14 protein-coding genes and 1 pseudogene are annotated in these 25,689 nt (G+C 52.2%); 5 read left to right on the top strand and 10 right to left on the bottom strand.

Translation table 11 applies throughout. The features are described from left to right. Positions 1-28: 28 nt before the first annotated feature. Positions 29-505 (bottom strand): RDD family protein, encoded by a 477-nt coding sequence (locus NXT01_RS09330; RefSeq protein ID WP_259080360.1) that lies wholly within the window; start codon positions 503-505, stop codon positions 29-31. Between the two features lie 162 nt (positions 506-667). Between NXT01_RS09330 and glnA the strand changes: the two genes are divergently transcribed. Next, positions 668-2,104, top strand: coding sequence for a type I glutamate--ammonia ligase (gene glnA, locus NXT01_RS09325; protein WP_259080358.1), 1,437 nt, complete (start codon positions 668-670; stop codon positions 2,102-2,104). Between the two features lie 161 nt (positions 2,105-2,265). On the opposite strand, the gene NXT01_RS09320 is transcribed toward glnA, so the two are convergent. After that, positions 2,266-3,687: a Na+/H+ antiporter family protein gene (locus NXT01_RS09320; protein WP_259080357.1), complete on the bottom strand. Its 1,422-nt coding sequence runs from the start codon at positions 3,685-3,687 to the stop codon at positions 2,266-2,268. 594 nt (positions 3,688-4,281) lie between these two features. Here NXT01_RS09320 and NXT01_RS09315 point away from each other — a divergent pair. Continuing rightward, entirely contained in the window at positions 4,282-7,053 is a 2,772-nt protein-coding gene (locus tag NXT01_RS09315) for an exo-alpha-sialidase (RefSeq protein WP_259080355.1), read from the top strand. A gap of 101 nt (positions 7,054-7,154) precedes the next feature. On the opposite strand, the gene NXT01_RS09310 is transcribed toward NXT01_RS09315, so the two are convergent. From NXT01_RS09310 to NXT01_RS09280, 7 genes are all read right to left on the bottom strand, one after another. Further along, a complete protein-coding gene (locus NXT01_RS09310; protein WP_259080353.1) occupies positions 7,155-7,691 on the bottom strand; it encodes an NUDIX domain-containing protein in 537 nt (178 codons plus the stop codon). Then, entirely contained in the window at positions 7,678-7,809 is a 132-nt protein-coding gene (locus tag NXT01_RS09305) for a hypothetical protein (RefSeq protein WP_259080351.1), read from the bottom strand. Before NXT01_RS09305 ends, NXT01_RS09310 begins: the two co-directional genes overlap by 14 nt. 45 nt (positions 7,810-7,854) lie before the next feature. Further along, positions 7,855-9,282, bottom strand: a complete 1,428-nt coding sequence (gene thrC, locus NXT01_RS09300) for a threonine synthase (protein ID WP_259080350.1) — start codon at positions 9,280-9,282, stop codon at positions 7,855-7,857. A gap of 219 nt (positions 9,283-9,501) precedes the next feature. Next, a complete protein-coding gene (locus NXT01_RS09295) occupies positions 9,502-9,756 on the bottom strand; it encodes a hypothetical protein (RefSeq protein WP_259080347.1) in 255 nt (84 codons plus the stop codon). A 351-nt stretch (positions 9,757-10,107) separates the two neighbouring features. Continuing rightward, complete coding sequence (locus NXT01_RS09290) at positions 10,108-10,755, bottom strand: heme oxygenase (biliverdin-producing) (protein WP_259080346.1); 648 nt, start codon at positions 10,753-10,755, stop codon at positions 10,108-10,110. Positions 10,756-10,926: 171 nt separating this feature from the next. Next, positions 10,927-14,070: a bifunctional [glutamine synthetase] adenylyltransferase/[glutamine synthetase]-adenylyl-L-tyrosine phosphorylase gene (locus NXT01_RS09285; RefSeq protein ID WP_259080343.1), complete on the bottom strand. Its 3,144-nt coding sequence runs from the start codon at positions 14,068-14,070 to the stop codon at positions 10,927-10,929. Between the two features lie 287 nt (positions 14,071-14,357). After that, positions 14,358-15,698 (bottom strand): glutamine synthetase family protein, encoded by a 1,341-nt coding sequence (locus NXT01_RS09280; RefSeq protein ID WP_259080341.1) that lies wholly within the window; start codon positions 15,696-15,698, stop codon positions 14,358-14,360. Positions 15,699-16,106: 408 nt separating this feature from the next. On the opposite strand from NXT01_RS09280, the gene NXT01_RS09275 reads away from it, so the two are divergent. Together NXT01_RS09275 and NXT01_RS09270 are read left to right on the top strand one after the other, a co-directional pair. After that, positions 16,107-18,905 (top strand): DUF5979 domain-containing protein, encoded by a 2,799-nt coding sequence (locus tag NXT01_RS09275; protein ID WP_259080340.1) that lies wholly within the window; start codon positions 16,107-16,109, stop codon positions 18,903-18,905. Further along, a complete protein-coding gene (locus NXT01_RS09270; RefSeq protein ID WP_259080339.1) occupies positions 18,883-19,023 on the top strand; it encodes a hypothetical protein in 141 nt (46 codons plus the stop codon). Before NXT01_RS09275 ends, NXT01_RS09270 begins: the two co-directional genes overlap by 23 nt. Before the next feature lie 273 nt (positions 19,024-19,296). Here the strand turns inward: NXT01_RS09270 and NXT01_RS09265 are convergent. Continuing rightward, a pseudogene (locus NXT01_RS09265) lies at positions 19,297-19,749 on the bottom strand (glutamine synthetase); the annotation flags it as partial. Between the two features lie 3,113 nt (positions 19,750-22,862). Between NXT01_RS09265 and NXT01_RS09260 the strand changes: the two are divergent. Beyond that, positions 22,863-25,689: putative Ig domain-containing protein (locus NXT01_RS09260; protein ID WP_396124776.1), on the top strand; the 2,827-nt coding region annotated here is incomplete at its 3' end.

Below are 25,689 nucleotides of genomic sequence, written 5' to 3'. Positions count from 1 at the left end.
GCAATCCCTGACCACGGTCGGGGATTTTTTAAGCCATAATGACGGCGGTTCCCGTGGCTCTATCGTGCATGCCGCGCCCATCAGTATCAACCATGGCGGCAGGCAGGACAAGAGCGGTAAAAACAGTACGGGCAAGAGCCCGCACAAAGCCAACGCGCTCATTGGCTGAATCGATACGTGCGACTCCCATGCCGAGTACCGCTTGCCCAGGGGTGCGGGCAAATAGGGTAACGGTGGTAACACCGAGCACAATGAAGAGAAGATACGTCAACGTTGCGGTGCCGCCCAACACGCTGGTGAATATATTGATAAAGGCAGCAACTATCCAGCAGCCGATCCAATCAATGGTCACTCCCCCGGCGCGCCTCATGACCGATGCTAGAGAGTTTGGGCCATGTGCTGGTAGGCCTAAGTGTTCTCCTGGCCAGCGTGCGGGGCCGTGCTCGGAGAATTCCGCGGGGATTTCGGGCCCGTCTAACCAGGACCTGCGCTGCGATTTAGACATATCTTTAATTTATCATTGCTTTGGGTAGGTCCACCCAAAAAATGAAGCTTTTTGGTCACTCGACAGAAACGTACGTACTATAAGATATGAAGGATTGACTATTCTCACCATGTGGCGGGAGCGTCCCTCGTATATCAGCATCACCCATTTAAGGAGAAACGCGTGGCTTTCACATCAGCGGAAGATGTTTTGCGCTTTATTCAGGACGAGAACGTCGAATTCATTGATATTCGCTTCACCGACGTCCCCGGTATCGAGCAACACTTCACCATCCCAGCCCATATCCTGGACGAAGATGCCATGGCGGAGGGCCTCGCATTCGATGGATCTTCAATCCGTGGCTTCACCAGCATTGACGAGTCGGATATGAGTTTGATACCCGATATCGCGACCGCTGCGCTTGACCCATTCCGTGCCGCGAAAACGCTTAATATCAAATTCTTTGTGGTTGATCCGTTTACACAGGAACCTTTTTCTCGCGATCCACGAACGGTGGCCTTGAAGGCGGAGGAATATCTAGCCTCTACCGGTATCGCTGATACCTGCTATTTTGGTGCGGAGGCGGAATTTTATCTCTTCGATTCGGTCCGTTATTCCACCGATATCAATAGTGGTTTCTACGAGGTAGATTCGGATGAAGGCTGGTGGAATCGCGGCGCGGACACTAACCTAGATGGCTCCTCAAACCGCGGGTACAAAACCAGACTCAAGGGCGGCTACTTCCCCGTTCCTCCCTATGACCAAAGTCAGGATATTCGCGATGAAATGACGCGGACGCTGGCTCAATCTGGCTTCGCCATCGAACGCTTCCACCACGAGGTAGGTACAGGTGGTCAGCAGGAGATTAATTATCGATTCAATACTTTGCTCCATGCCGCCGATGATCTACAGACTTTCAAATACATCATTAAAAATGTCGCCTTCCGTCGCGGTAAGACTGCTACCTTTATGCCCAAGCCACTAGCTGGCGATAATGGCTCCGGAATGCATGCGCATCAGTCCCTGTGGAAAGACGGCATGCCACTATTCCACGATGAATCCGGTTATGCTGGGCTCTCTGATATCGCGCGCTATTATATTGGCGGTATTTTGCACCACGCTGGTGCGGTTTTGGCGTTTACTAATCCCACGCTCAATTCCTATCACCGGCTCGTTCCTGGCTTCGAAGCACCAATTAACCTGGTGTATTCCCAGCGAAACCGTTCGGCTGCTATTCGTATTCCTATCACGGGCTCGAACCCGAAGGCTAAGCGGGTAGAATTCCGCGCACCAGATCCTTCCGGTAACCCCTATTTTGGCTTTGCAGCGATGATGCTCGCCGGTCTGGATGGCATTAAAAACCGCATTGAACCCCATGCTCCAGTGGATAAGGATCTCTATGAGCTCCCACCTGAGGAGGCTGCTTCCATTCCGCAGGCGCCTACCTCACTGGAGGCAGCTTTGGGCGCTCTCGAGCAGGGGCATGAATTCCTTACAGATACTGGGGTATTCACGGAAGATCTTATTGAAACTTATATCAAGCTCAAATATGACAACGAGATCACCCCTGTGCGCTTGCGTCCGACTCCGCAGGAGTTTGAGATGTATTTCGACTGCTAGACGCATTTCTCTTTTCAACTTCCCGTTATAGGCTCCCTGTTTCTTCGATTTCTGGGGAAAATGGTTTTTTACTCGTCCTGTAATGGGGGGTTGAGGATATAAGAAGAGAGGTATAACTCCACTCCTGGAGTTATACCTCTCTTCTTTTGGTCGTTATTGGGCTAGAGAACCATAGCCGCAATCCACCCCGCTGCGATGAGTGGGATATTGAAGTGGAGGAAGGTGGGTATCACCGAATCTCGGATGTGATCATGCTGCCCATCAGTGTTGAGGCCCATAGTGGGACCTAAGGTCGAATCGGAGGCGGGGGAACCTGCGTCCCCGAGCGCACCCGAGGCGCCGATAATAGCGACAGTGGCCGCAGGGCTAAAGCCGAGCGTCATACATAAAGGGACATAAATCGTGGCCAGAATCGGCAAGGTGGAGAAGCTCGAGCCGATACCCATGGTGACCACTAGTCCAACCAGCAGCATCACAAGTGCAGCGAGTGCCTGATTATCCCCAATCAGTGCTGCTGAGGAATTGACTAGGGATTCCACTTCCCCGGTTGCTTTCATTACCGAGGCAAAGCCCTGAGCGGTGATCATAATAAAGCCGATCAGTGCCATCATCTTCATGCCAGCTGTGAAAACATCATCGGCTTCCTTCCAGTTCACTGCACCTGTCAGTAAGAAGATAGATAAACCAATGAGCGCACCGATCAGTAGCGAATCGGCTTCGGTTCCTAAAATTTGCATGGCCACCTGAACGAGGAAGGTTGCCAGGATAGCCCCGAGGGCGACCACGATTTTATAGCGTGAAGGTGGTGCGGTCTGTATATTTGGCGTGCTCGGCGAGGCCGGAGTTTCCGCCGTGTTCACCGTGTTCGCCGTGTTCGCGGTGGCCGCTGTGGTCTCCGCAACCGGCTGATCGCTATAGTATCGCGGCGCGCGGTAGCTGATAAAGATCGCAACGAGCAGACCCATCAACATACCGATGGCGGGAATGGTCATCACCGTCATCACGTTTAATCCGCTGGTATCAAGACCAGCTTCTTCGATATTTCCGAGCAAAATGCTCTTCAGGAAGATCGATCCGAAACCCACAGGGATCCACATATAGGTGGTCACCAACCCGAAGGTGAGGACACACGCGACCAAGCGGCGGTCGAGGTTCAACTTATTCATCACCGCCAACAGCGGTGGGATGATGAGAGGGATAAAAGCGATGTGGACGGGGATGAGATTCTGACTCATCACGGACATGGCAAGAATTCCGGCGATCATTAACCACTTGGTTATGGCAACGGCACGGGTGTTGGCACTGTGTGATTCACTTCCGATTTTGCCCATGATCCAGCGAGCTAAAGCTTCCGGCAATCCCGAGCTCGCGACGGCCATCGCGAAGGCTCCTAAAAGTGCGTAGCTTAAAGCAATTTTGGCGCCTCCGGATAACCCATCCTGGAAGGCCACCATGGTGGCATCGAGGCCAATGCCCGACAGGAGTCCTCCGACGAGTGCGCCTATAAAGAGCGCGAGAACAACGTGCACTCTAGCCAGTGCGAGCAGCAACATGACGGCAACAGCAATTAATACGGCGTTCATTTAGATCAATATACACGCAGCACTGCATATTTAATATATTTATACAGCAAACTATTCGAGGGGCATCCAGAGAATTAGGGGTCTTTTTAACATGTCAAACGCTGTTTAGCGAGCTAGTTCAGTCCTGGCCCCTCATAATTTCATTTGCATAATATGCAGCTTTTGACCCATTACGCTCAGTGCCCCAACCCCTTTTCTACCCCCGTAACCACGTAGTTACACCAGAAAGCCAGTCCCCACCGTCGATCTATGGAGTTTTCACCTACCCCCACCCCCACTTAACACCCCCAAGATTCTCAGCTTAAAACTGGTACACGGTACATCCCGATAGTCAATACTCCCCCGCGTTCACCTCTCATACCTGTATCAATGTGATATATATAAGACTTTTTGAGTGAAATGCTATAAAACCTATAAGTTAATAAAAATTATGACCTGTGACATCTTTCATTGGAGTTCTTCAATTGTGTTGAAGGTTATAATAAGATTCGACTTGTTAGTTAAAACATAAGACGTCAGAGGACTAACAGACATCCACAGTGCCATTGACTAGTGAGCACTATGCCTTCCTTCTCTCCAGTGAAAGGTGCCTTTATGAAAAACCAAACACGGCGCCACGCGTTGATAGCATCGCTATCCGCGCTCGCCCTCGGCTTCGGCTTGGTTCAAGCCGCCCCGAGCGCCCTCGCCGATACCTTTACCGGCATCCCAGGGCACGCCGCCAACGGGACCTATGGCTTCGATGCCAATCCCGATCCCACTGCGGACCCCTTCTTCGAAGAGCAACAGATTGCCACCGCTGGCGATAAGTACGATTGCTATCGTATTCCTGCTCTCAATACCACCAAGGACGGCGACGTCCTCGCTTCTTATGATGGTCGTCCAGCCAACTGCGGTGACGCTCCTTACCCAAATGCAATCGTGCAAAATCGCTCGACCGATAACGGTAAGACCTGGAGCGCGCAGATCGATATCGCCCCGGCAACCCTAGGCGATAAGCCCGTCGGGTATTCCGACCCGTCATATATTGTTGACCGCGAGACTGGCACCATTTTTAACTTCCACGTCAAGTCCTTCGACGCTGGCATCATCGCATCGAAGCCCGGCACGGATCCCTCTGACCGAAATATCATCCATGCCGCCTACGCTAAATCAACCGATGGTGGCCGGACGTGGATTTACGATCGTGTTATCACCCGCGATATCACCCCAGATCCTTCCTGGAAAGCTCGCTTTGCTACTTCTGGCAATGGCATCCAATTACAATACGGACGCCACAAGGGCCGCTTGATCCAGCCCGCCATGGTTATCACCAACGGTAACTACTGGAAAGCAGTCGCCTGGCTTTCCGACGACCACGGTGAGACCTGGTACGCCTCACGCCCCTGGGGCAACGGCATGGACGAGAACAAAATCGTTGAGCTCTCCAACGGCGTTTTGATGAATAACTCTCGCTCCTCCTACGGGTCCGAGCGCGCTCGCAAGATCTCCTACTCCTACGATGGTGGCTATACCTGGACGGAGCCAGAGCTCGACAATAATCTGCCCGATCCTCGCAATAACGCCTCTATCATTCGGGCCTTCCCGAATGCCCCTAAGGACTCGGCACTCGCCAAGGTTCTCCTCTTCTCCAATACCGCCTCGACGAGAGCTCGTGCCAACGGCACGATCCGCATGTCCTGCGACGATGGTCAAACGTGGCCTGTTTCCAGGGAATTCAAGCGCGAGAATATCATGTATACCAACCTGACCACTCTCGCCAACGGTGATATCGGCATACTCTGGGAAGATAACGCCCCCGGCGGAAACAATATCTACTACGGGCGCTTTAACCTCCCCTGGCTCGGAGCGAGCTGCCTCAATGTCGATAGCCCCACCAAGAGCGTTGGCGCTGGCGACAATATCACTGTTCCTGTGACCCTCACTAATACCACTGGTGTGGAAATCTTCAACCAAGCTGTTAATTTCGAAGGCCCTGCGGGCTGGACGTTTACCAGCACCCCATCTAGGGTTTCACTCCAGCCCGGTGAGTCCACCACCGTGGAGGTCAAGGCTGTCGCTCCACTCGAGGGCAACAACGGCCTCAATGAGGTGAAGATCACGGTAGCAAACGGTCCTATCAACTCCATTGGTACCTTTGAGTTGCTCCTGCGTGATGCAACCGAAGTTGAAGTTCCTGGTCCAGGTGAATATTGGGATTTCAACGTCACCGAGCCAACAGCTTGGGCTGCTCTTACCTATCCACGCGAGAATAATGAGTGGAAAGTAGGCGAATTGGTGAACTACGAGTTCGCGATTGTCAATCCTTATTATGAGACCGCAGCTATTAAGGTCGAGCCTTCGGGCGGAGAAGGGCTCAACAACTTCGCTCGTCCCAGCGCTAGAACGTGCCGGTACTCGTCACTCAATATCATTGGTACGAAGTGCCCACTTCCCACGCACACCGTGACGGCAGAGGATCTTGAGCGAGGCTACTTCGAGACCGAAGTCACCTTCGAATACACCAATTTGGAGACCAACGAGGTCACCACTCAGACCCTCACTACTCCTCGGATTACCGTGGTGCCAGGTTCGATCATTGAACCGAATCCACGACTGGAGACGGTGCGCGCCACCATCCTTCCAGTGGGCGAACTCGCCTCTACCACAGGCGATATCACAGTGCCGGTTACGGTCCACGCAACCTCAAGCACTGGCACGATCCCTGATGGCACCGCTATCGAGCTCTACCTCAATGATGAATTGGTCAGCGAAAGCCCAATAGCAGACGGCCACGCCACCTTCTCCGTTACCGTTGCATCCGTTGAGCCGTCCGAAGAAGCTGTAACCTATTCTCTGCGGGCTCGCCCCAAAGTAACTGCAGATGATATGCGCGGTGTTGATGGAACTGGTAGCTTCAGCGTTCTACCTCGCGATCGAGAGATGAAGAATACCTCCATTACCCTCGGAGAACTCGCAGATCTTCCGGTGGGTTCAGTAAAGGATAACCGTATTCTCGTCAGCGCCAAGGTCCAGCACAACGGTGAAGATGCTGCCGATGAAGAAGTCACCTTCTCCTCGTCAGGATCAACGGTATCTGTTCGCACCAACTCCGAAGGTGTCGCACTGACCTACCTCACCATTGCAGAGCTCGGCCAGTTAATCACTGAAAATACCCGTGTCGAGGTTACCGCTGCAGTCGCTGCTCGCGATACTGCTTCGGCGAACTACGAGGCAGCCGAAACCACTGGCAGCTTCTTGGTCACCCCGAAGGATGTTCAAGAAGAACCCGCTTCCGTTGATTGGGGCGCGATCCTAGGTGGCATTGCTACAGTGATCGCTCTGATCAGCGCTGTCTTCGCCGCATTCGCCGCAAACCTCTTCTAGGAGAACAGGCGATAGCACAGACAGTTATTAAGGGCGGGGCACTAAGAAAATCTTCTTAGTGCCCCGCCCATATAGTCTTGATCATTAGGAAGATTCTTCAACTAGCGTGCCCGGTCGCGCTTGACATAGCCCATTCGCGGTTTGAACCCCTCTGGCCTGCGCAATTGCGCCACCGCATCACCAATTACGAGACGAAAACGCGGTTGCATCCTCGGCATCTGCATCACTGAGAACCACCCAACCTCGGTAGTTTCATCATCATTGACCACAGGGACCTCATCGCCGATAACAGACAGGCGCATGGCTGTATCCATAAAGGTGCACTTATCACCATTGGGGTATTCAATAGGCTGGGTAGCGCCCACCCCCAAAAGAGCTTCGACGCGCACATCTATCCCAGTTTCTTCCTTCACCTCACGAATAGCGGCGTGATGAGGTTGCTCCCCCGGCTCACAGATCCCTGTAACCGGAGTCCACTGGCCATCATCGGCTCGCTTGATCAGTAAAACTTCCGGCACCGCGTGGATAGGCGCCCCAGGAGGTACATCCTTGATCACCACAGCGGTGACCCCAGGAAGCCACAACATCTCATGGCCAACCGATTGTCTTAAGTGGTGGATAAAATCAGGCGTCGCCATCGGGTGATTCTTCCCCCTCCTCTTGCTGCTTACGGGCATCGGCGAGGAATTTCTTCGCAAATGCCTCGGGATCGAAATCAGTAAAATACTCGTCTGGGGCGGTGCGTTCGAGTGACATATCAAACCCTTTCCACTCTGCTTGAAAGTGATGGAGGTGGTCGGTTTAGGCGTGCTGCGCGATGAATTGCTTGACGCGCTCAGCATCATTGGGAAGATCGACAACGCGGCGCTCGGCTTGCATAATTTGGCGGAAACGCTCCGGCATTTCTGGATCTTTCCCGATGGCCTCGTTGATGGTATTGGCAAATTTCACAGGCAGAGCCGTCTCTAAACAAATAATCGGTGTGGTGATTTGATCGGCCCAATCGAGAGCCACTTTGAGACCATCCGCGGTATGTGGATCGATCAGCACGCCATAACGCTCATGGCATAGGCGAATGGTTTCTACACGATCGCTGTGGGTGGAGCGTCCGGAACGGAAACCATAGTGTCCGGTAACAGATTTCAGCGCCGCATCATCGATCAGCGAGAAGCCACCTTTTTGAACCTGGGTTCCAAAGAGCTCAGCGATGCGCTCGGCATCTCTGCCTAAGAGATCGAAGATAAAACGCTCAAAATTGCTCGCCCTCGAAATATCCATGGACGGCGAGGAGGTCTCTAGAGTGTCGGCTGCGGAGCGCACCCGATAGTTTCCGGTACGGAAGAATTCATCAAGGACATCGTTTTCATTGGTGGCCACGATGAGTGAATCGATGGGAAGCCCCATTTGACGCGCCACGTGGCCGGCACAGATATCTCCGAAATTACCGGTTGGCACGCTAAACGATACCTTTTCGGAATTCGACGATGTCACCGTGAGATAGCACGAAATATAATAAACAATTTGGGCCATTAACCGCGCCCAGTTAATCGAGTTCACCGCTCCGATGCGGTATCTTGCCTTAAATTCAGCATCACGCGAGACAGCTTTGACCACATCTTGGCAATCATCGAAAACACCATCGAGGGCGATATTGAAAATATTTGGGTCATCGAGTCCAAACATTTGAGCTTGCTGGAAGGGAGTCATGCGCCCCTTCGGGGTTAGCATGAAGACCTTGATTCCCTTGCGCCCGCGCATGGCGTATTCGGCCGCGGACCCGGTATCACCTGAGGTCGCTCCAAGAATATTGAGATGATCTCCGCGACGGGCAAGCTCGTACTCAAAAAGCTCACCGAGCAATTGCATTGCCATATCTTTGAAGGCCGCCGTGGGTCCTTCAGATAAGTGCCCAATATAAAGGCCCTCATCTAATGTGGTCACCGGAACAATCTCGGGTGAGGAGAACTTCGGGTGTGTATAAGCCCTGGCAGCGATCCGTCGTAGATCCGCTTCGGGAATATCATCAATAAAGATGGGAAGAATCTCAGCCGCGAGAGCTGCGTAGCCCTCATCGCTGAGAATGCTCCGCCACATGGTGAGTGTCTCATCGGTGATCTGAGGGTATTTGTCTGGCAGGTAGAGGCCACCATCAGGGGCAAGGCCACCGAGGAGGATATCGCAGAACTTCTTGGGCTCGCGCTGAGGGTCGCGGGTCGAGATATAGTGCATGACTTTTAGCGTAGCGTCAAACTAGCCAAAGTTGGTATCCCACGGTATTTATTTTTCTCGCTAGCCCACAAGCGAAAAATTCCGACTTATTGCAGCGGAACCAATACCGCGAGATCTTTCACCTATTATTTGGTCCGCGTAGAACTTGTTGGTAGTTGTTTTTCGTTGCATTACCCTCTTGACTCTCTAGGCGGGTTAAAAAGGAGATATTTCCTGATTTTATCCTCGCCGGTTTTTTAAAGCATCAATCAAAGCGTTCACCGCAGTATCACCTAGGCTGACGGGGTCAAACACTTGAGTTGGCTCCGCTTGAGGGTGAGAGGTGTGCGGGTTATTAATGCGCGCCACTAATTGTTGGTCCTCCAGAACAAGTTCGGCTGAGGGCTTCATCCCGCTGGCTTCAACAGCTCGCATAAATGCGCGTAGTTGTTCGAGGGTGCATTGGTTGAGGTCGAGAGTAAATGTGAGCGCCATTCTATTTCCTTATAGTCTTGGGGTTGAGCAGGTTATTCGCCGGTGGCGATGGCTTCCACTATAAGCGAGTTGAAGTGGGTAAAACATCAGGGAATCCCCCTATTTTCCACGACCGTGTTTTCCACCGCGTTCTCACTGATACGTAACTGCTCTGGCGGTAAGGAGATATGAGTAAAGCGCAGTCAGAAGATGCATCATCGTGCTTTGACTGCGCTCACGTACTGGCGTTGACCCTCAAGGAACTAGACCACTGACACATACCTGCTGCGCGGGTAACATAACAGCTCCCCTTTTTTCAAAGACAGAATTGCTTGTGGCCGAATCGTCGCAGCCTAGCGACCTCAAAGGATCCTAACGGACAACCCGATCGAGATCCGCGAAGAGATTGTGATTAAAAACGAAAGCGTCGCTAGCTTCACGCACCAAACGGTCGCGGTCATCGGCTGTGAGGTTGAGGGTATCTAGTTCCTCACGGTAGCGGTCCTTATACGGCTTGAGCTTGGCAATCTCAGGGAAGGCATAGAAGGTCAAGGCTTCATGGCCGATATTGTACTGGCGTGACATCATCCGTGCGATGACTTGGCCGCCCGAGAGATCGCCGAGGTAACGGACGTAGTGGTGCGCCACCAGGCGCGGGCCGTCAAGGGTATCACGAATATCATGAAGCCTCGCAATATACTCATTTGTTGCTGGCAGCGGGCGGATCTGAGACTTCCACGTGGCACCGGTGAGCACTTCAAGATCTTTGGCAAGCTTGTCAGTGCGGTTGAGAACTGGATCTAACAGCGCCCCGGCGAAACCACTCTCACGGATTGCATCTGTTGCCTCTTCTAAAGCTTGGTAGAAGAGATATGCCTGCTGTTGTAGGGCGATAAAAGCGGCTTGATTGAGGTTTCCACCAATGAGGTCGTCCATATAGGACGAGTGTTCCGCTTGTTCGTGAGCGGCTGCCGTTGATGACTTCAATTCGGCAGATAGTGGGGCCGTGGTGGTGGTCATGGAGCTCCTTTTGGTTGAAATAGTACGAGTAATGCTGGAATCCTTGTCAGCCAAACCTCGTAGACCATGAGCTGACAATCCTACGCTAGCCTAACTTAGGTAAGCCTTCATTACTATCATCTCTTTGGTTGATTCTTCCCTGCCACCAAAGGAGAAGAATAAGCCCGTTAATTAGTCTTGGTGATCTCCTAAAGACTCGCCCCAAAATACTTCGTCGACAATATTGTGCGCCCTGCGCGTTAGCTTTAAATATTCTTCTAAGAAACCCTGGGAATCCTCCGGATCCCACCCTGCAGCGCCTGCCACCTGGGCTAAACCAGGACCGGGAGGAGGGAGTTGATCGGCGCGTTTGCCGCGTACGAGGACCGTGGCATTGCGAGCATTCGTAGCCATGGTCCACGCATCAACGAGCGGGCTAACCTTCGCTGGACTAATGAGCTGGTGCCTAGCAATAACCTCCAGAGCCTTAAGGGTCGAGGGGGTTTTTAGATCTGGATAGGCATCAGCATGCATCAAGGTCAATAACTGCACAGTCCACTCGATATCACCCAAACCACCCCGCCCGAGCTTTGTGTGGGTGTGGCGATCGGCCCCGCGCGGGAGGCGCTCATGGTCAATTCGTGCTTTCATGCGGCGGATATCGCGAATCACGGACTGATCCACCCCGCCATCGGGATAGCGGAAACGATCGACCATAGCGATGAAATCTGAGCCTAATTCTGCATCCCCCGCTACCCAGCGCGCCCGTAATAGAGCTTGGATCTCCCAGGTCTCACCCCACCGAGAATAATACTGGTGATAGCTTTCCAAGGTACGAACAACTGCGCCCGAGCGCCCCTCAGGGCGAAGACCAAGATCGACATCCAAGGGTGGATCACCGGAGGGTTTAGCCAATCGCTTGCGCATCCTTTCACATACCCCACCAGCCCATCGGAGAGCCTCATGCTCATCGGATCCGTCGTTCGCGGCAGATACAAACATCACATCTGCATCAGACCCATAACCTAACTCAGCACCACCTAGACGCCCCATCCCGATGACTGCGATTCGTGCGGGCACCACTCCATCGGGAGGCATACTAGCGGCAATCTCTGCCTGTAAGGCCGCCTCGAGCACGGCTGTCCACACTCCGGATAATGCTTGGCATACCTCTACAACTTCCATCAATCCCAGAAGATCTGCACTAGCGATACGGGCTAATTCACTGCGCCGTAAACTCCGCGCGACCTGGATTGCTCGCTCGGGATGCGTCTGGCGCGCAGCGGCGCGCACTAAGGCCTGAGAAACACTACCGGGTTTAACCTCGAGGAGTTTCGGCCCCGTCGCCCCATCGCCGAGCTGTTTGATGATATCAGGGGCGGAAATAATGAGTTCAGCGGTAAAGGGAGAATTGCCGAAGATATGCATCAACCTTTTGCCCACAATTCCCTCGTCGCGTAAAAGCCGCAGGAACCAGGTGCGATGCATAGCCTGTTCTGAGAGCTTCCTGTAGTTCAGCAGCCCTGCGTCAGGGTCGGCGCTACCGCTCAGCCACTCCAGGAGAGTGGGAAGGAGCATCGCCTGAATCTTAGCGCGCCTAGTATTTCCAGCTGCGAGCGCTTTGAGGTGTTCGAATGCCCGCGCAGGTGATTTATAGCCAAGAGCGGCCAACTGCAGCTGCGCTGCCTCTGGGGATAATTTGATCTGATCAACGGAGAGGTTGACCACCGAATCAAGCAGTGGGCGATAAAAAAGCTGACGGTGCAATGTGGAGATTTTCAAACGTACCGTGCGTAGCTCTTCTAGCATCGCACCCGTGGAGCTAGTGGTGCGGCTATTAAGCAGGGAGGATTGAAATCCTGCTGCTCGCGCCAGCCAGCGCAGCGCATGCTTCTGCTCAGCAGCTGGCAGAGTATGGGTCCGCCTGACTTTCTGCAATTGAAGGCGATGTTCTAAAAGCCGAAGAAATTCATAGCACTGGATGAGCGATCTTCCGTCTTCGCGGCCAATATAGCCTCCGGTTATCAGCGCATGAAGGGCATCGACGGTAGCAAGGGTTCTCAAGCTTTCATCGGAGCGACCGTGAACTAATTGGAGGAGCTGGACAGCGAATTCCACATCGCGCAAGCCTCCCTCCCCCAGTTTGAGTTCGCGCTCCTTAAGCTCGTCGGGGACATTGTCTAAAACGCGACGCCGCATTGCTTGAATATCACCGACGAAATCCTCCCGTTGGCTAGCCGACCACACCATCGGTGAGAGCTGCTCACTATAGGCATGTCCTAAGGCCATATTTCCCGTCATGGGGCGATGCTTGAGAAGGGCCTGAAATTCCCAGGTCTGCGCCCAGCGCGAATAATAAGAACGATGGGATTCCAGGGTGCGCACCAAAGCGCCGCGTTTGCCCTCGGGACGCAGGGCAGCATCGACGTCGAAGAAACACCGACAGCCGGTCCGAATAAGCTCGCTGGCGGTGCGGGTGGCATGGGTATTGGCTGGCTCAGCAACAAAGATGACATCAACATCAGAGATATAGTTCAATTCCCTAGCACCGCATTTACCCATGGCCATCACCGCCAGCCTGCTGTCTACGGGAAGATCCTTATAAACAGATCGCACCGCAACAGCGAGCGCTGCCGTGAGAGCGGCATCCGCGAGATCACTGAGTTGGTGGGTAATCGTGCGAAATTCTATGCGCGGTTGGGATCTCTTCCCGCTTTTTCCTGCAAAAGTCCCCGCCACATCGTGCGCGGCTATCCTCATGAGCAGGCCGGTATAGGCGGTGCTTAAGGCACGCTCGGCTGATTGCCCTGCGAAGGCTGCCCGATAGGTGCCCGGCCTATCGAGAGAAGTCGTGGCGGGATCTATATACTCGGCACCTTCCTCCACCTCGATCTCAGCTGGTTGCGCCTCAACGACACTTAAAAGAGTATGGAACATCTCTGTGCGCGTGGGGGCCTCGTTGGCGAGACTTGGCCACGATGCCGGGTTGGCGATGAGGTAGTCGCCCAATGCTGCCGAGGCCCCTAAAAGACAAAAAAGCCGCATCCGGAAGGTGGCGTTCTCACGGATCTCTACTGACAGTTTCTCGCTATCGTTTTCTTTCTCTTTCAGGTCTTTTAGCGCGGCGAAAAGCCTCACCAGGGAGTTGAGTGCCAGCTGCGGATCTCCCACACCACCTAAATCCCACAAAATATCGAGCGATTGCTCGTTCCACCAGCCGAGATCGAGAAGGTCTTGGTGCGCATGCGGGCCACTCAAACTCAGCACTGCCAGTGATGGGAGTGCTGAGCGCGCTGCAGCGATATGGGATATGGGGGTGTGTTGGCTCGTATTCATTGCGAATAGTCTTTCTTTGCCTGGGGCTGGGCCTGGGGCTGGGCTGGGCTGGTGCTAGGCTGGGCCTGGGGCTGGGCTGGGCTGGTGCTAGGCTGGGCCTGGGGCTGGGCTGGTGCTAGGCTGGGCCTGGGGCTGGGCTGGTGCTAGGCTGGGCCTGGGGCTGGGTGAAGAAGAGAGTGGTTATACTGCATCCCTGTTGACCCAGTCGTCCCAGCAGTTCCAATCGTCTCTGTCGCTCTTGTGGTTCTCATTGGCTCTGTCGACCCTGCCCTTTGTGCCGAGAGAAACTAGAACATGAGACTGTGCTTTAGTTCCCAGCTAGTGATCTGACGCTGATAGTCATGCCATTCGCTCCACTTATTGCGGAGGAAATACTCGAAAACATGCTCACCTAAAATATCGGCCACAAATTCCGAACGCTCCATCGTACGCAGCGCTTGGTCGAGGGAACCAGGAAGATCACGGTAGCCCAAAGCGATACGCTCGCGGCGGCTCAGCGCTGCAATATCATCCTCAGCAGGCTCAATGAGTTCATAGCCTTCACGGATACCCTTCAATCCAGCCCCTAAAAGAACCGCGAAGGCAAGATAGGGATTCGATGCTGAATCTGGGGTTCTAATCTCTACCCTGCGTGATTGTTCCTTAGCCAACCGGTAGGTGGGCACCCTCACCATTGCTGAGCGATTACTCACCCCCCACGTCGCGGCGGTGGGCGCCTCATTACCGAAGAGCAGGCGCTTATAAGAATTAGTCCACTGATTAGTGATCGCTGAGATCTCATGGGCGTGGGTTAAAATGCCGGCAATAAAATGCTTCGCAGTCTGCGAAAGCGAATACTCATCATCAGGATCATGGAAAGCATTAACATCACCTTCAAATAGCGACATATGCGTATGCATAGCAGAACCCGCATGATCTCTAAAAGGCTTGGGCATGAAGGTAGCACCCACCCCATTGCGCTGGGCTATGAGCTTGATTAAATAGCGAAACGTCATAATCGAATCCGCCATAGTGAGAATATCCGCGTGACGGAGGTCAATCTCTTGCTGCCCAGGAGCGGTCTCATGATGAGAAAACTCCACCGGAATACCAATCTCCTCCAAAGCAATCATCGCATCACGACGAAACTGCGGAGCGATATTATAGCTCGACTGATCAAAATACCCACCGTTATCCGTAGGCACAGGAGACTGCCCATCAACCCTCAGTTCTTCCACAAGGAAAAACTCCAACTCCGGACTCACCGCACACTCAAACCCCTCCTCCGCCGCTGCCCGCACCTGTCGACGTAGTACCTGGCGGGGATCCGCACACGAGGCCTTACCATCAGGGGTGAGAATATCGCAGAACATACGCGCAGCTTGGAAACGCGAATCCTCGCCGTTAAAAGGCAGAAGCTGGAATGTCGATGGATCAGGCATCGCGATAGTATCGGACTCCGATACTCGACTAAAACCCTCGATCGCTGACCCATCAAAACCAATACCCTCAGCAAACCCAGACTCGAGCTCCGCTGGGGCCACAGCCACCGATTTTAAAGAACCAATGATATCGGTAAACCACAAACGTACAATCCTAATATCGCGCTCTTCTAAGGTACGCAGCACATATTCCTGTTGAGAATCCATGAACAATAGCTTAACGCCTGACTTCTTTCCAGGCGATAGAGAAAGTGCCAGATTCTGGGGGTACGCCCTTTGCGGTGGTTTTTGTTTTGCTCGTGCGAGCTACATATTGAAGCCGATATCCCCTGAGCGTGGGATTTATTTGCGCCATACGATAGTTTCTAAAAGAAAAGTACAAAACTCAAAGGGTTTTCTTAGAGACTTCCGTGAAATTGACTGCCGTCATACTAAATGGTTGGTAATTTACTGCGACATACTGGTAGCTAATCTACAGTAAAGCTTACGGTGCTCGTTTGCCTAGTTTTGCACGATGTGCAAAAACTAGGCACGCCTCCGGGCGGCACAGTCAAGGAGTTTGTTCACACTTTGGTTCAACCAGAGCTTGAGGTGGCAAATTCGAGAAAGGAACCCGTGAATTATACCAGGCCCTTAGGCGTCTCAGATGCCAGATCGTTTAGGGTATTAACTACTCTGCTATCGATTCTAGCGGTGTTTTTTACAGCCCTCTATGCGGTACCATCGGCCCGCGCTCAGGGCATGGATCGAACTGACCTTTACGTTAAGGAAGTCACCCTCGAACGAGGATCAGGTCTCACTCCAGATTCGCCCCTCACTGTTGGTGAGAGCGTCAAACTTTCCATGACGTGGGATGCCAGTGCGTACGCCGGCACCCCCGAGGAGGCCAAACCTGGAGACTTCATTACGTTCGAACTGCCTTCATGGGCAGCCTTCCCGGAAGCTTCAGTAGCAATGATAGACGCCACGGGGGATCCCATTGCCGACTGCATTCAAGAAAGCAAAAAGGTAACTTGCACTTTTACCAGCTTTGTCACGGATAAGCAAGAACTTAAAGGCGGCTACGATTCAAATATCTTCTTGGTAAAACAAGAAACAATTACCGATATTTCCGTACCAATCGGAGGTTCGGGTGCGACCATTGATCTGAGCTCAATCGCAAGTGATAACTCAATCGCTAGCGGGATCAAACCCAAAGTAGATGCCCCAAAAACGGAACCGGCATTAGACAATCCAGCAAAGAAAGGTACCTATCAAGGAGTTACCGGCTCTAGCAGCGGTGAAGCCCGTATAGTGTGGAATATATACGCCCCGGGAACCGGCTCTGATGTTGTTATCACCGACGCCTTCGACAAACCTATCGAGCGCGACGAATCTACCGACACGTCGACGTTGCAACAGTCCGTCTCCGTTTTAAGACGCAATAAAGAGACCGAACCATCAGAAGGGGGTTCTTGGGGACTTGCATCAGAGGGCAAAGGAACTGCCACCGAACTAACCACAGGTGAATTCCGAGTTGAGTGGTCTGTCGACGATCAAGGCCGAAACGTTGCTCGTATAAGGATTTTGAACACTGAAGATAACTATCGTTATCTCGCGCTGATTCGCACCACGGTGCCACCCACGTTCCACCAGGCGGGTGATAAGGTCAACAACACCGCTACCGTTGATGATACGGAGGTCTCGGTTTCCCTTACTGCTAAGAATGTAATTTCCGCGTATGGCTCCGGTCAAGAGGGCTTCGGTAACGTTAACCTGTTCAAGAGCGTGAACGGCGTCGCAAATAACCTACTCCCCAGCGACTATCAAGCAACGTTTAACGCAACAATCACCGAACCAGGTGAAACTCCCAGATACGAAACCCTCACCGCTGGCGAGGGCGAGGAAAACGCAGCCAAACTCGAAAACCTACCTGCCGGCACTGAAGTTCACATTACAGAGATGAACCCGGGCGACATTCCCGGATACACTGCCAGCACACTCGTTTTCGGCGAAGGCAAACTAGGCACCACTGGCCCTAACGATGACGTTGTCATCGCAGCTGATAAGCAATCGGTCACGTTCACCGTGCGCAACAAGGGCGTCACCGAGATCAACGCCACCAACACATTCAAACCCGCTCTAACTAACATCACGGTTCAGAAAAAAGTGTCAGGTGCAGAAAGTGCTGAAACGGACACGAAGGCCTTCGCCTTCACCTATACCTGCGTCAAAGATGGAACCGAAGTCAAAACAGGCGAGCTCACCATCATAGGAGCCAATCAAGAAGAAATCACAAACGTCCCCCTCGGTGCTACCTGCTCCGTCATCGAAGATCGAGATACCGCTGAAATCCCTGGATTTAGCCTCAAGGTCACCGGTGGTAAAGACATAAAGGTTGCCGTAGATACCCCACCCGTTGTAATCACCAACACCTATTCAGATAGACTTTATGCAGTAGGTGATTATGTCTGGATTGACACCAACCAGGATGGTCAACAAACACCAGGTGAGAATCCACTGGAAGGTGTAAAAGTCACCCTCATCAGTAGTGATGGCACCACCCAAACCACCACAACAGACCAGGACGGCCGCTACATTTTTGACAGCCTCCCAGCCGACACTTACCAGGTTAAGTTCGAACTCACCGATGATCAAAAAGAGATCTACTCTTTCACGTCCTTTACCACAGGGAGCGATCAGTCCGTAGACTCCGACTCCAATACTGATCCCGCACTGTTGGGGACGAGCGCCAATTTCGAACTCGGCCCCGATAACCCCAACCTGCAAAGTGCAACGGAATACACCGACCAGCCCTTCAGCGCCACCGGGGGTATAGATCCCACGTGGGACGCCGGTGTCATCGACATGGGTTCGATAGCACTTATCAAGCACGTTGAAGGTCCAGCCTCCCTGAGCTCAGGCTCGTCCTCACAGGATTACGAATACGCCATGCAGGCAACCTGGATGGATAAAAATACCCTGAGCGAGATGACCCTAGACTTCACCATCAAAGAAGACGAGCGCTTCACCTTAGAGAGCCTGCCGGTTGGCACCGAAGTAACGCTCTCAGAAACGCTACCTGAAGGTTCCGCACTCGTCACCTGGAATGCACCAAGATTTAGCATTCTCGGGGATTCAGACCAGGCCCTCGTTGAAAACGCAGACGGAAGTGTGACGGTATCTATTGAACCCAACACCGCCAACGAGCCTCTGGAGGTCGAGGTACTCAACACCTCCTCCGTACCGTGGTGGTGGGGACTAGTCGCCGCGATTTTGCTGCTCATCCCAGCAATCCTCGCAATTTTGCCTCATCCGGCACCATTCTGGCCAGCGGCGCACCCAAAGCCGGCCCTCCCAAAAACGCACTCCAATCAGCCTCTCAAAAAGGGCATTGTCAAGCACATAGCTGTTGAGCAAAACCAAGCGTCGTAGGCACGCTCGAGCTATTCTCGCAACAATTGGCGCCCGCGTCCTGTGGCTCATCCTTGCAGGACTCATCGTGGCATTTGGAGGCATGGCCTTGACCACCACTACGAAAAAGAGCTCATAGTCCCCGTACCTTTATCTGAAAGGGCTAAGAGCCGTCAAACAAAGCAGGGATGATGCGATCGAATTCGATTGCATCATCCCTGCTTCCTATCTAGTCAGCTACTCCCTCCTGTGACTTACGAAATTGCACAGAACTGCTATCCATCACCACCAATACACCTCAAATTAGAAGAAACACCATCTACATCCCCGCCGCCATAGAAAGGACCAGCATAGACAACCCGAACCTACTCTCCCACACCTCCCTCTCAATGCCCCCAACCACGCACAGTTAATATTGATCACTTATAGCTGAGATCTCATGGGCGTGGGTTAAAATGCCGGCAATAAAATGCTTCGCAGTCTGCGAAAGTGAATACTCATCATCAGGATCATGGAAAGCATTGACATCACCTTCAAATAGCGACATATGCGTATGCATAGCAGAACCCGCATGATCTCTAAAAGGCTTGGGCATGAAGGTAGCACCCACCCCATTGCGCTGGGCTATGAGCTTGATTAAATAGCGAAACGTCATAATCGAATCCGCCATAGTGAGAATATCCGCGTGACGGAGGTCAATCTCTTGCTGCCCAGGAGCGGTCTCATGATGAGAAAACTCCACCGGAATACCAATCTCCTCCAAAGCAATCATCGCATCACGACGAAACTGTGGAGCGATATTATAGCTCGACTGATCAAAATACCCACCGTTATCCGTAGGCACAGGAGACTGCCCATCAGCTTGGCGTAATCCCTCGAGGTTTTAAGCCTCGTTCGATGAGGGGCTATATCACCGGCATCACTTAGCTTTCGGCCTACTTCAACGAAACGAAAACATCTCCAAGTCAATCGCGAAACAGCACGGGTTTGACTTTAAAGTTTGGGCAGTTCACCTATGTGGATCGCACTTGCGGTTTCTCGTTTTATCGCTGCTGGAACTTCAGTATTTGTATCAAGGTAGTGGATTTCACTAACTCCTAACGAACATGCAACGTCACTTAAACTTGTACAGATTCCGCTAGTATCAACTCGTAGTGGACTCATTCCTTTTAAGCCACGCGGTTGAAGTGAAACAAAGTTGCGGCTCCGGTTTGCTCGAGTCAATCTAAGATGTCGGCTATATCTAAGCAAAAAGCAGGTGTCAGATTGCTTCATTAATATTTGCTCGACTCCGACAAATCACTTGCCTTGCCTACGTCGGTGATCGCAAACTCTCTTCCTAGCTCTTTCACTCGCTTACCAGTCGGCCCTAGATGCAAGAGTCTCGTTTTCCGCCCCGAACAATTAGTCAGGACGGAAAACTAAAGAGAATCTGATAGTTACCGTACCTCAACGATGAGTAGGGGAGCTGACGAGGAAAGACCAGCCCCCACTCTGGTCGACAAAAGCTTGAAGGCTAATTGGTTAGAATACGTTTCTAGAGTAAGACTTAATTCACGAACACAATGCAAGTCGGCGAGCCGTCAGGTCGCTCTCTTTTGACCAATAGGAATTTCTACTACCCAGCAAGTTATACAAAACATCCGACGGGAAAGCATGTGTCTTTCGCTACCTCAATCAGAGCGACATCTTGGACCTCGGACTCTGGTGTTTCATTCCGATGCTGATCACGTTCGTAGATCTCGATGGAGGTTCGCCACGGGCGGGTCAAGCGATGGCGATAGTCTGTACAGATCCATCCGGGAACTCTCACCAATGATAAACCAACAATACCGAAGTTTCGTGGAAGACCTACCAGCTCCTGCGTGAACTACAGGTTCAGGTCCACGAGGTTCTTGGGTTGCCACTCAAAACGTACTCGACTGTACGATTTCGCTATCTCGCCGAACCCTCGCGCTTATTTCAGCAGTGTTACATCGAGCGAGGGCCAAAGTGCGTAACACGCAGAGTTTTAGACGGATTGGAAATCTCTGATTCCGCTCTTTTTGGGTAGTGCGGAAACATTCCTGCGCCTTATTCCAGTAAATCTTGGAAACAGATATTAGGATAAGCTCTCTGCTCAAACCTGAGAAAGAAACACACCATAGGCATGCTAATTCTCCTATGCCAACTCTGAACCCAAGTCGGTAGGGGGCTCTCCTTTTCGGTTCCCTTTTCTCGCCTCCAGTTATTCAAAGTGTTAACCGTACCTGAATAGCCGGTCCACCGAGACTGCCACAGCAAAATCATTCAAGAAGGACTCACCACAGAGTCACCCTCCAAATGAAATTTACTGACCTATGCACGAGGTTAATCGCTGTAAAAGAGGGAACCAGGTCTAGGCCTTCCTCACTGTAGTGAATCGCCTTTGACTAATTTAATCCACGGCATTCTAGTTATGCCCAGATCGCTTATAGCTCGTCTTGCTAGTATCGACCCTTGTGTGAATTCTGCGAAGTCAGAGGCGGAGACAACTCGAAATTCGGCACTGTTAACCCATGAGACCGAAACGGACGCAGTTATAGCTGCCTCGCTCATGCTTTACTAAACTGCTAGGCCAACCTCGGGCAGTTTCAACCGGGGCTTCGAAGCCTACTCCAAATACCTGAGCAATCTTGACGCCGGGTTCACTAAGCTCCTCGACACAACTTAGACCAATACCTACCCCAAAGAATCAATCCCTGCTTAAGTAGCCAGCTAAATCTCGATCAGGCTGCTTCCATCCAACTCCATGAGTAGGGCAAAACCGTTCAGCCAGCCTACGAACCCACACGAGGGGTGACCTATTGGGCACTCTCGGGTCAAGACAAGGATACAAGGTCACTGAGCTTCAGTTTGAATCTGACTACAGATGGAGCATACACCGAAATTATGGCACCGCAAGCCATGGTGAGAAATTTCGTTTGTACCTATATACGACAACCGACTGAGCGATCGCAGAGTGGGGGCCCTGTACAAAAACCTTGTCAATTCAGGATGCAGGTTGGGCATCGCGCAAACATCTAACGACGGTCCTCGAGAAAATCCGCTGCTACAATCTAGCGAAGACTGCGACGTATCGTTAAGATCTCCATATTGATCTGAGACTCGGATTAGACGATCGGGCGCCAGCCCGACCGGCGGACTATAAACGCGGAATCGACTTGGACTGGTTATCCACTCCGCTTGGATGAAGCGGTTGAGACTCGAAGCTTAGATCGGCGAAGGCATAACCTCCTCGACATCCTACGAACAGCCCCGTGTCCGTTGGAAGTCGTACATTGTGTGTGTTTATTCAAGGATTGAAACTTTTAGCGACTAATAGTGGAACCTCTCGGAGCTGAAGGAATTTCCATCTTTATAAAAATCTACCATTATCGTGCTTGGGCGGTTAACTTGGGTCACCGGAGCCAGCTGCATGAGCAGTGCTCCATGCCCAGCACCTTAAAGCATTTCACCATAGGAAACAGTTTGAGATCGTTAAGATTCCTCCTTCACCGCGCTGGAATGATTATGCACACAATTGCCCTATCTGGGGAGTCCTTAGACAATAGTGACTCTATCTAGCGCGACCTAGACTAAACTCAATCATTACCCCCGATTGGGCGATAGGTGACTGTCCCACAAAAAATGGGGCCAGCTCGAACCCCGCCAACCGTAAAAAGCCTCCTAGATGGGATTTTGACTTCGGATTCGATTAGTTAAGAGTACCCATCTAAAACTTAAGTTGCATTAGGTTCAAGCCTAACTTCAGAGCTCTTAATCTGGACTGAGGTCAACTAGTGGAAACCTCTCAGATATCCCGGTATTCTTACTAACTGTTAAGTTTCAGGGATCACTTATCCGTGAAACTTACCTCTAGACCCGCCTCTCTGAGGTTACGGGATCGCTACAGCGAGACTCGTATATCGGGAGAAGCGATTAGTGGATGCACTGATCGGAAATTTCGAAAGGAAATACATGTTAAAACCCACAAAGTTAGGCGCTTCAACGTCTAATAAGCACAAGGCTGGAGTCGCCGCCATCGCGGCATTGACCTTAGCCTTGTCGGGTACCGTGGTGGCTCAGACCATCACAGCCCCTGCAGCTCAGGCATACAGTCCTGCGGATTCAGGACTTGTGTATGACAATGATTCTGCGCTTCGATATGTCAATCTCAATCAGCCGTCGTACAAGGATCTCTCCGACGGAACCGACGCGTTCTTGGTTCTCAATTGGTGGTACGGAGCAACTCCACTAGGGCGAGCATTTGGTACTGATGAAAAAATTAAGGACGCGGGCAAGATTTTTCTGCGCTTCGCGGACGAGGCTTTCTACTCCCAAATCGATCGCATCGAAACTGAGGGGCAACTTGGAGCTAAGGGCCCCTCGTTCACCAAACGCGTTGACGCAGACGGCAAATCAGATGGCTCCGAGTGGGAAATTCCAGTTCTGGCGGAGAATTGGACTTACGCCGGGCGCCTAGGGTCTCCCCAATTTGCGAATATCCGCATATATTTGAAAGGCAACAAGTCCTTCGGCGATATCGACGGGTTTGAAGAAGGTTTTGGTGTACAATCCTACTGGACCACTGGCCGTGGTCTCGTTGCTGCTGAGTCAGTATCAGGGTTGATTATCCGTGAGAATAACAACTATATTTTCACGGAAGTTCCGGGATTTCCAGAGAAGGCCGAAAACTACGGGCCACGTCAAGTATTCTTTGAAAGCTTGGGGTACAAAACTTGGTATGACCAAGAAGAGAATGCAATCTACACCTACAAAGAGTTCAAGCCAAGATTAGATTATGTCAGCTCCTTCCCCGGCTCTCGCATAGTTATCAACGAGCAAATTAACCCGGTCCTTGCCGAAAACGTGGAGACGGCATTGGTTTACCAATCCAATCCGGATGGTACGCCAAGCAATAACTTGGGCAAGGCAAAGCAGTTTGAGCTCAATGTTGATGTGACTACAGGCAGAGTGACTTCTGACGCGAATCCTGCCCTATCTTGGGAAGAGGACGGGAAGAACGGCGGTCCGACCGCCTCACGTGCCCGGGAGGTCAACAGTAATCTAACCAATATTTTCAAAGGATTGGCAGGCCAACCCCAAGGCTATGCCATCAAATACAAGCTCAAGGATACGGCGACTGATAATATTGGGGAAATCCTCGCGCAGAAACTCATCGATCAGGCAGCTAACGGCGAGCGCTTCTTTTTCAAGAGCTGGAATGAGACCGACTTCCCTGACAGGCGTGTATTGGGATACAAGACTCTTGTAACTGATAACGGCGCCCCTCATGTATATATTGCGGAGTCGACAATCTCTTCCTATATCGAGATGAAAGACGCCGATAAAGACGGACTCATCGACGACTTCGAGCGCAAGCTTGGGACGAATCCAAATGATCCGGATTCCGATAAGGACGGCGTCCCTGATGGCGTTGAGAGGCTGATTGATAAAACCGATCCCACTAACCCTGAGTCATACATTCCGGGAGCTCCACAGCCAAGCACGTCAACCAACGCCAACGGTGAAGCTGTTCTGAGCCTTCAGACCACTGCGCCCAACGGTGATCTAGTGGATCGTCCGCTCGAGGAGTTAAAGATACCCGGCAACGTTGTTCGAAAGCTTCATGCCGATCCTAGATTCAAGAACCGCCAGCTACATCCGTCCGCTATTGCCGGCGATTACGTGGCAGTTGACGAGCAGACTGGGAATAAATCGGTAGCTACTCGCAAGGGCTACGGTCCTCAGAGAATCGTGCTAGTCTCATCAAGCGATATTGAAGTCGATTCTGAAGGTAAAGTCACCTTTACCGAGGATAAAGTCGTAGCCTCACAGACTTTAGACAGCGCTGAAGCCATTGCAGGGAAGTTCAATCTCGGCTTTGATAAAACACCCGATGTTGGTGTTTATGTAGTTCTAGCTATCTCACCTAACGGTGAAATCACTCCTGGAGAGACCCCTGTCCGGGTGCAGGTCGACCCGGTCGTTAAAACTGACGCTCCGAAGATCTCCCCAATCAAAGCTGGGGATCCATCGATTGCGGTGACAGCGCCGACAGGCTCTAACGTAGTCGTAACACTTCAAGACGGCACCGAAATCACTGCGACCGAAAAACCCGGTGAACCTGGAACCTTCGAAGCAAAGGTTCCAGACGGAAAGACTCTACTGGAGAACCAACTCGTTCGCGCTAAGGCTACCGAACCTGGCAAGAATTCCTCTGATGTTGTTACCGCAACAGTTGGCAAAAAGGACCAGCTCAGCGTAGGTCAGATATCAAACCAAGCCTGGACCAAGGGCGCAGAGATCACCCCAATCGAGGTCCCTGACGCTGATGGCAAGAATGTAACAGTTGTTGGCTTGCCTAATGGGGTTTCCTACGACCCCAACACCAAGACGATCTCCGGCATTCCGACCGAGGAAGTTAACGTGCCGACTGAGGTAACCATCACCTACGCCGATGCGCTTGACACTATCGAGTCGAAGTTCACATACGTCGTGGGAGCTGGGGCTGTTGATACTGACGGTGACGGTACCCCTGACTCTGAGGATCCGGATATCGACGGTGACGGCATCAACAACGCCGATGAGGGCGCTGCTGGCCTCGATCCTTACAACCCGATGACCGACGGCGTCACCCCTGATGCTGAACGCGACCAAGACGGCGACGGCATCCTCAACAAGGACGAGTCCGACGAGAATGGCTTCGTCATCACAGACGAAGATGGTGACGGCATCGCTGACATCATCGATCCTAATAACCAAGATGGACCTTTAGGTGACATCGACGGCGACGGCATCGCCA

Source organism: Corynebacterium sp. ES2775-CONJ (genome assembly GCF_024814515.1).
Taxonomy (GTDB): domain Bacteria; phylum Actinomycetota; class Actinomycetes; order Mycobacteriales; family Mycobacteriaceae; genus Corynebacterium.
This window is presented reverse-complemented; position numbering and strand designations above follow the sequence as displayed.

What these genes read in the sequence shown, in the direction of transcription:
- NXT01_RS09310 (WP_259080353.1), bottom strand. Translation starts at nt 7,691, where the DNA reads ATGGCGACGCCTGATTTTATCCACCACTTAAGACAATCGGTTGGCCAT.
- NXT01_RS09305 (WP_259080351.1), bottom strand. Translation starts at nt 7,809, where the DNA reads ATGTCACTCGAACGCACCGCCCCAGACGAGTATTTTACTGATTTCGAT.
- NXT01_RS09330 (WP_259080360.1), bottom strand. Translation starts at nt 505, where the DNA reads ATGTCTAAATCGCAGCGCAGGTCCTGGTTAGACGGGCCCGAAATCCCC.
- NXT01_RS09320 (WP_259080357.1), bottom strand. Translation starts at nt 3,687, where the DNA reads ATGAACGCCGTATTAATTGCTGTTGCCGTCATGTTGCTGCTCGCACTG.
- thrC (WP_259080350.1), bottom strand. Translation starts at nt 9,282, where the DNA reads ATGCACTATATCTCGACCCGCGACCCTCAGCGCGAGCCCAAGAAGTTC.
- NXT01_RS09280 (WP_259080341.1), bottom strand. Translation starts at nt 15,698, where the DNA reads ATGGATTCTCAACAGGAATATGTGCTGCGTACCTTAGAAGAGCGCGAT.
- NXT01_RS09285 (WP_259080343.1), bottom strand. Translation starts at nt 14,070, where the DNA reads ATGAATACGAGCCAACACACCCCCATATCCCATATCGCTGCAGCGCGC.
- NXT01_RS09315 (WP_259080355.1), top strand. Translation starts at nt 4,282, where the DNA reads ATGAAAAACCAAACACGGCGCCACGCGTTGATAGCATCGCTATCCGCG.
- NXT01_RS09295 (WP_259080347.1), bottom strand. Translation starts at nt 9,756, where the DNA reads ATGGCGCTCACATTTACTCTCGACCTCAACCAATGCACCCTCGAACAA.
- NXT01_RS09290 (WP_259080346.1), bottom strand. Translation starts at nt 10,755, where the DNA reads ATGACCACCACCACGGCCCCACTATCTGCCGAATTGAAGTCATCAACG.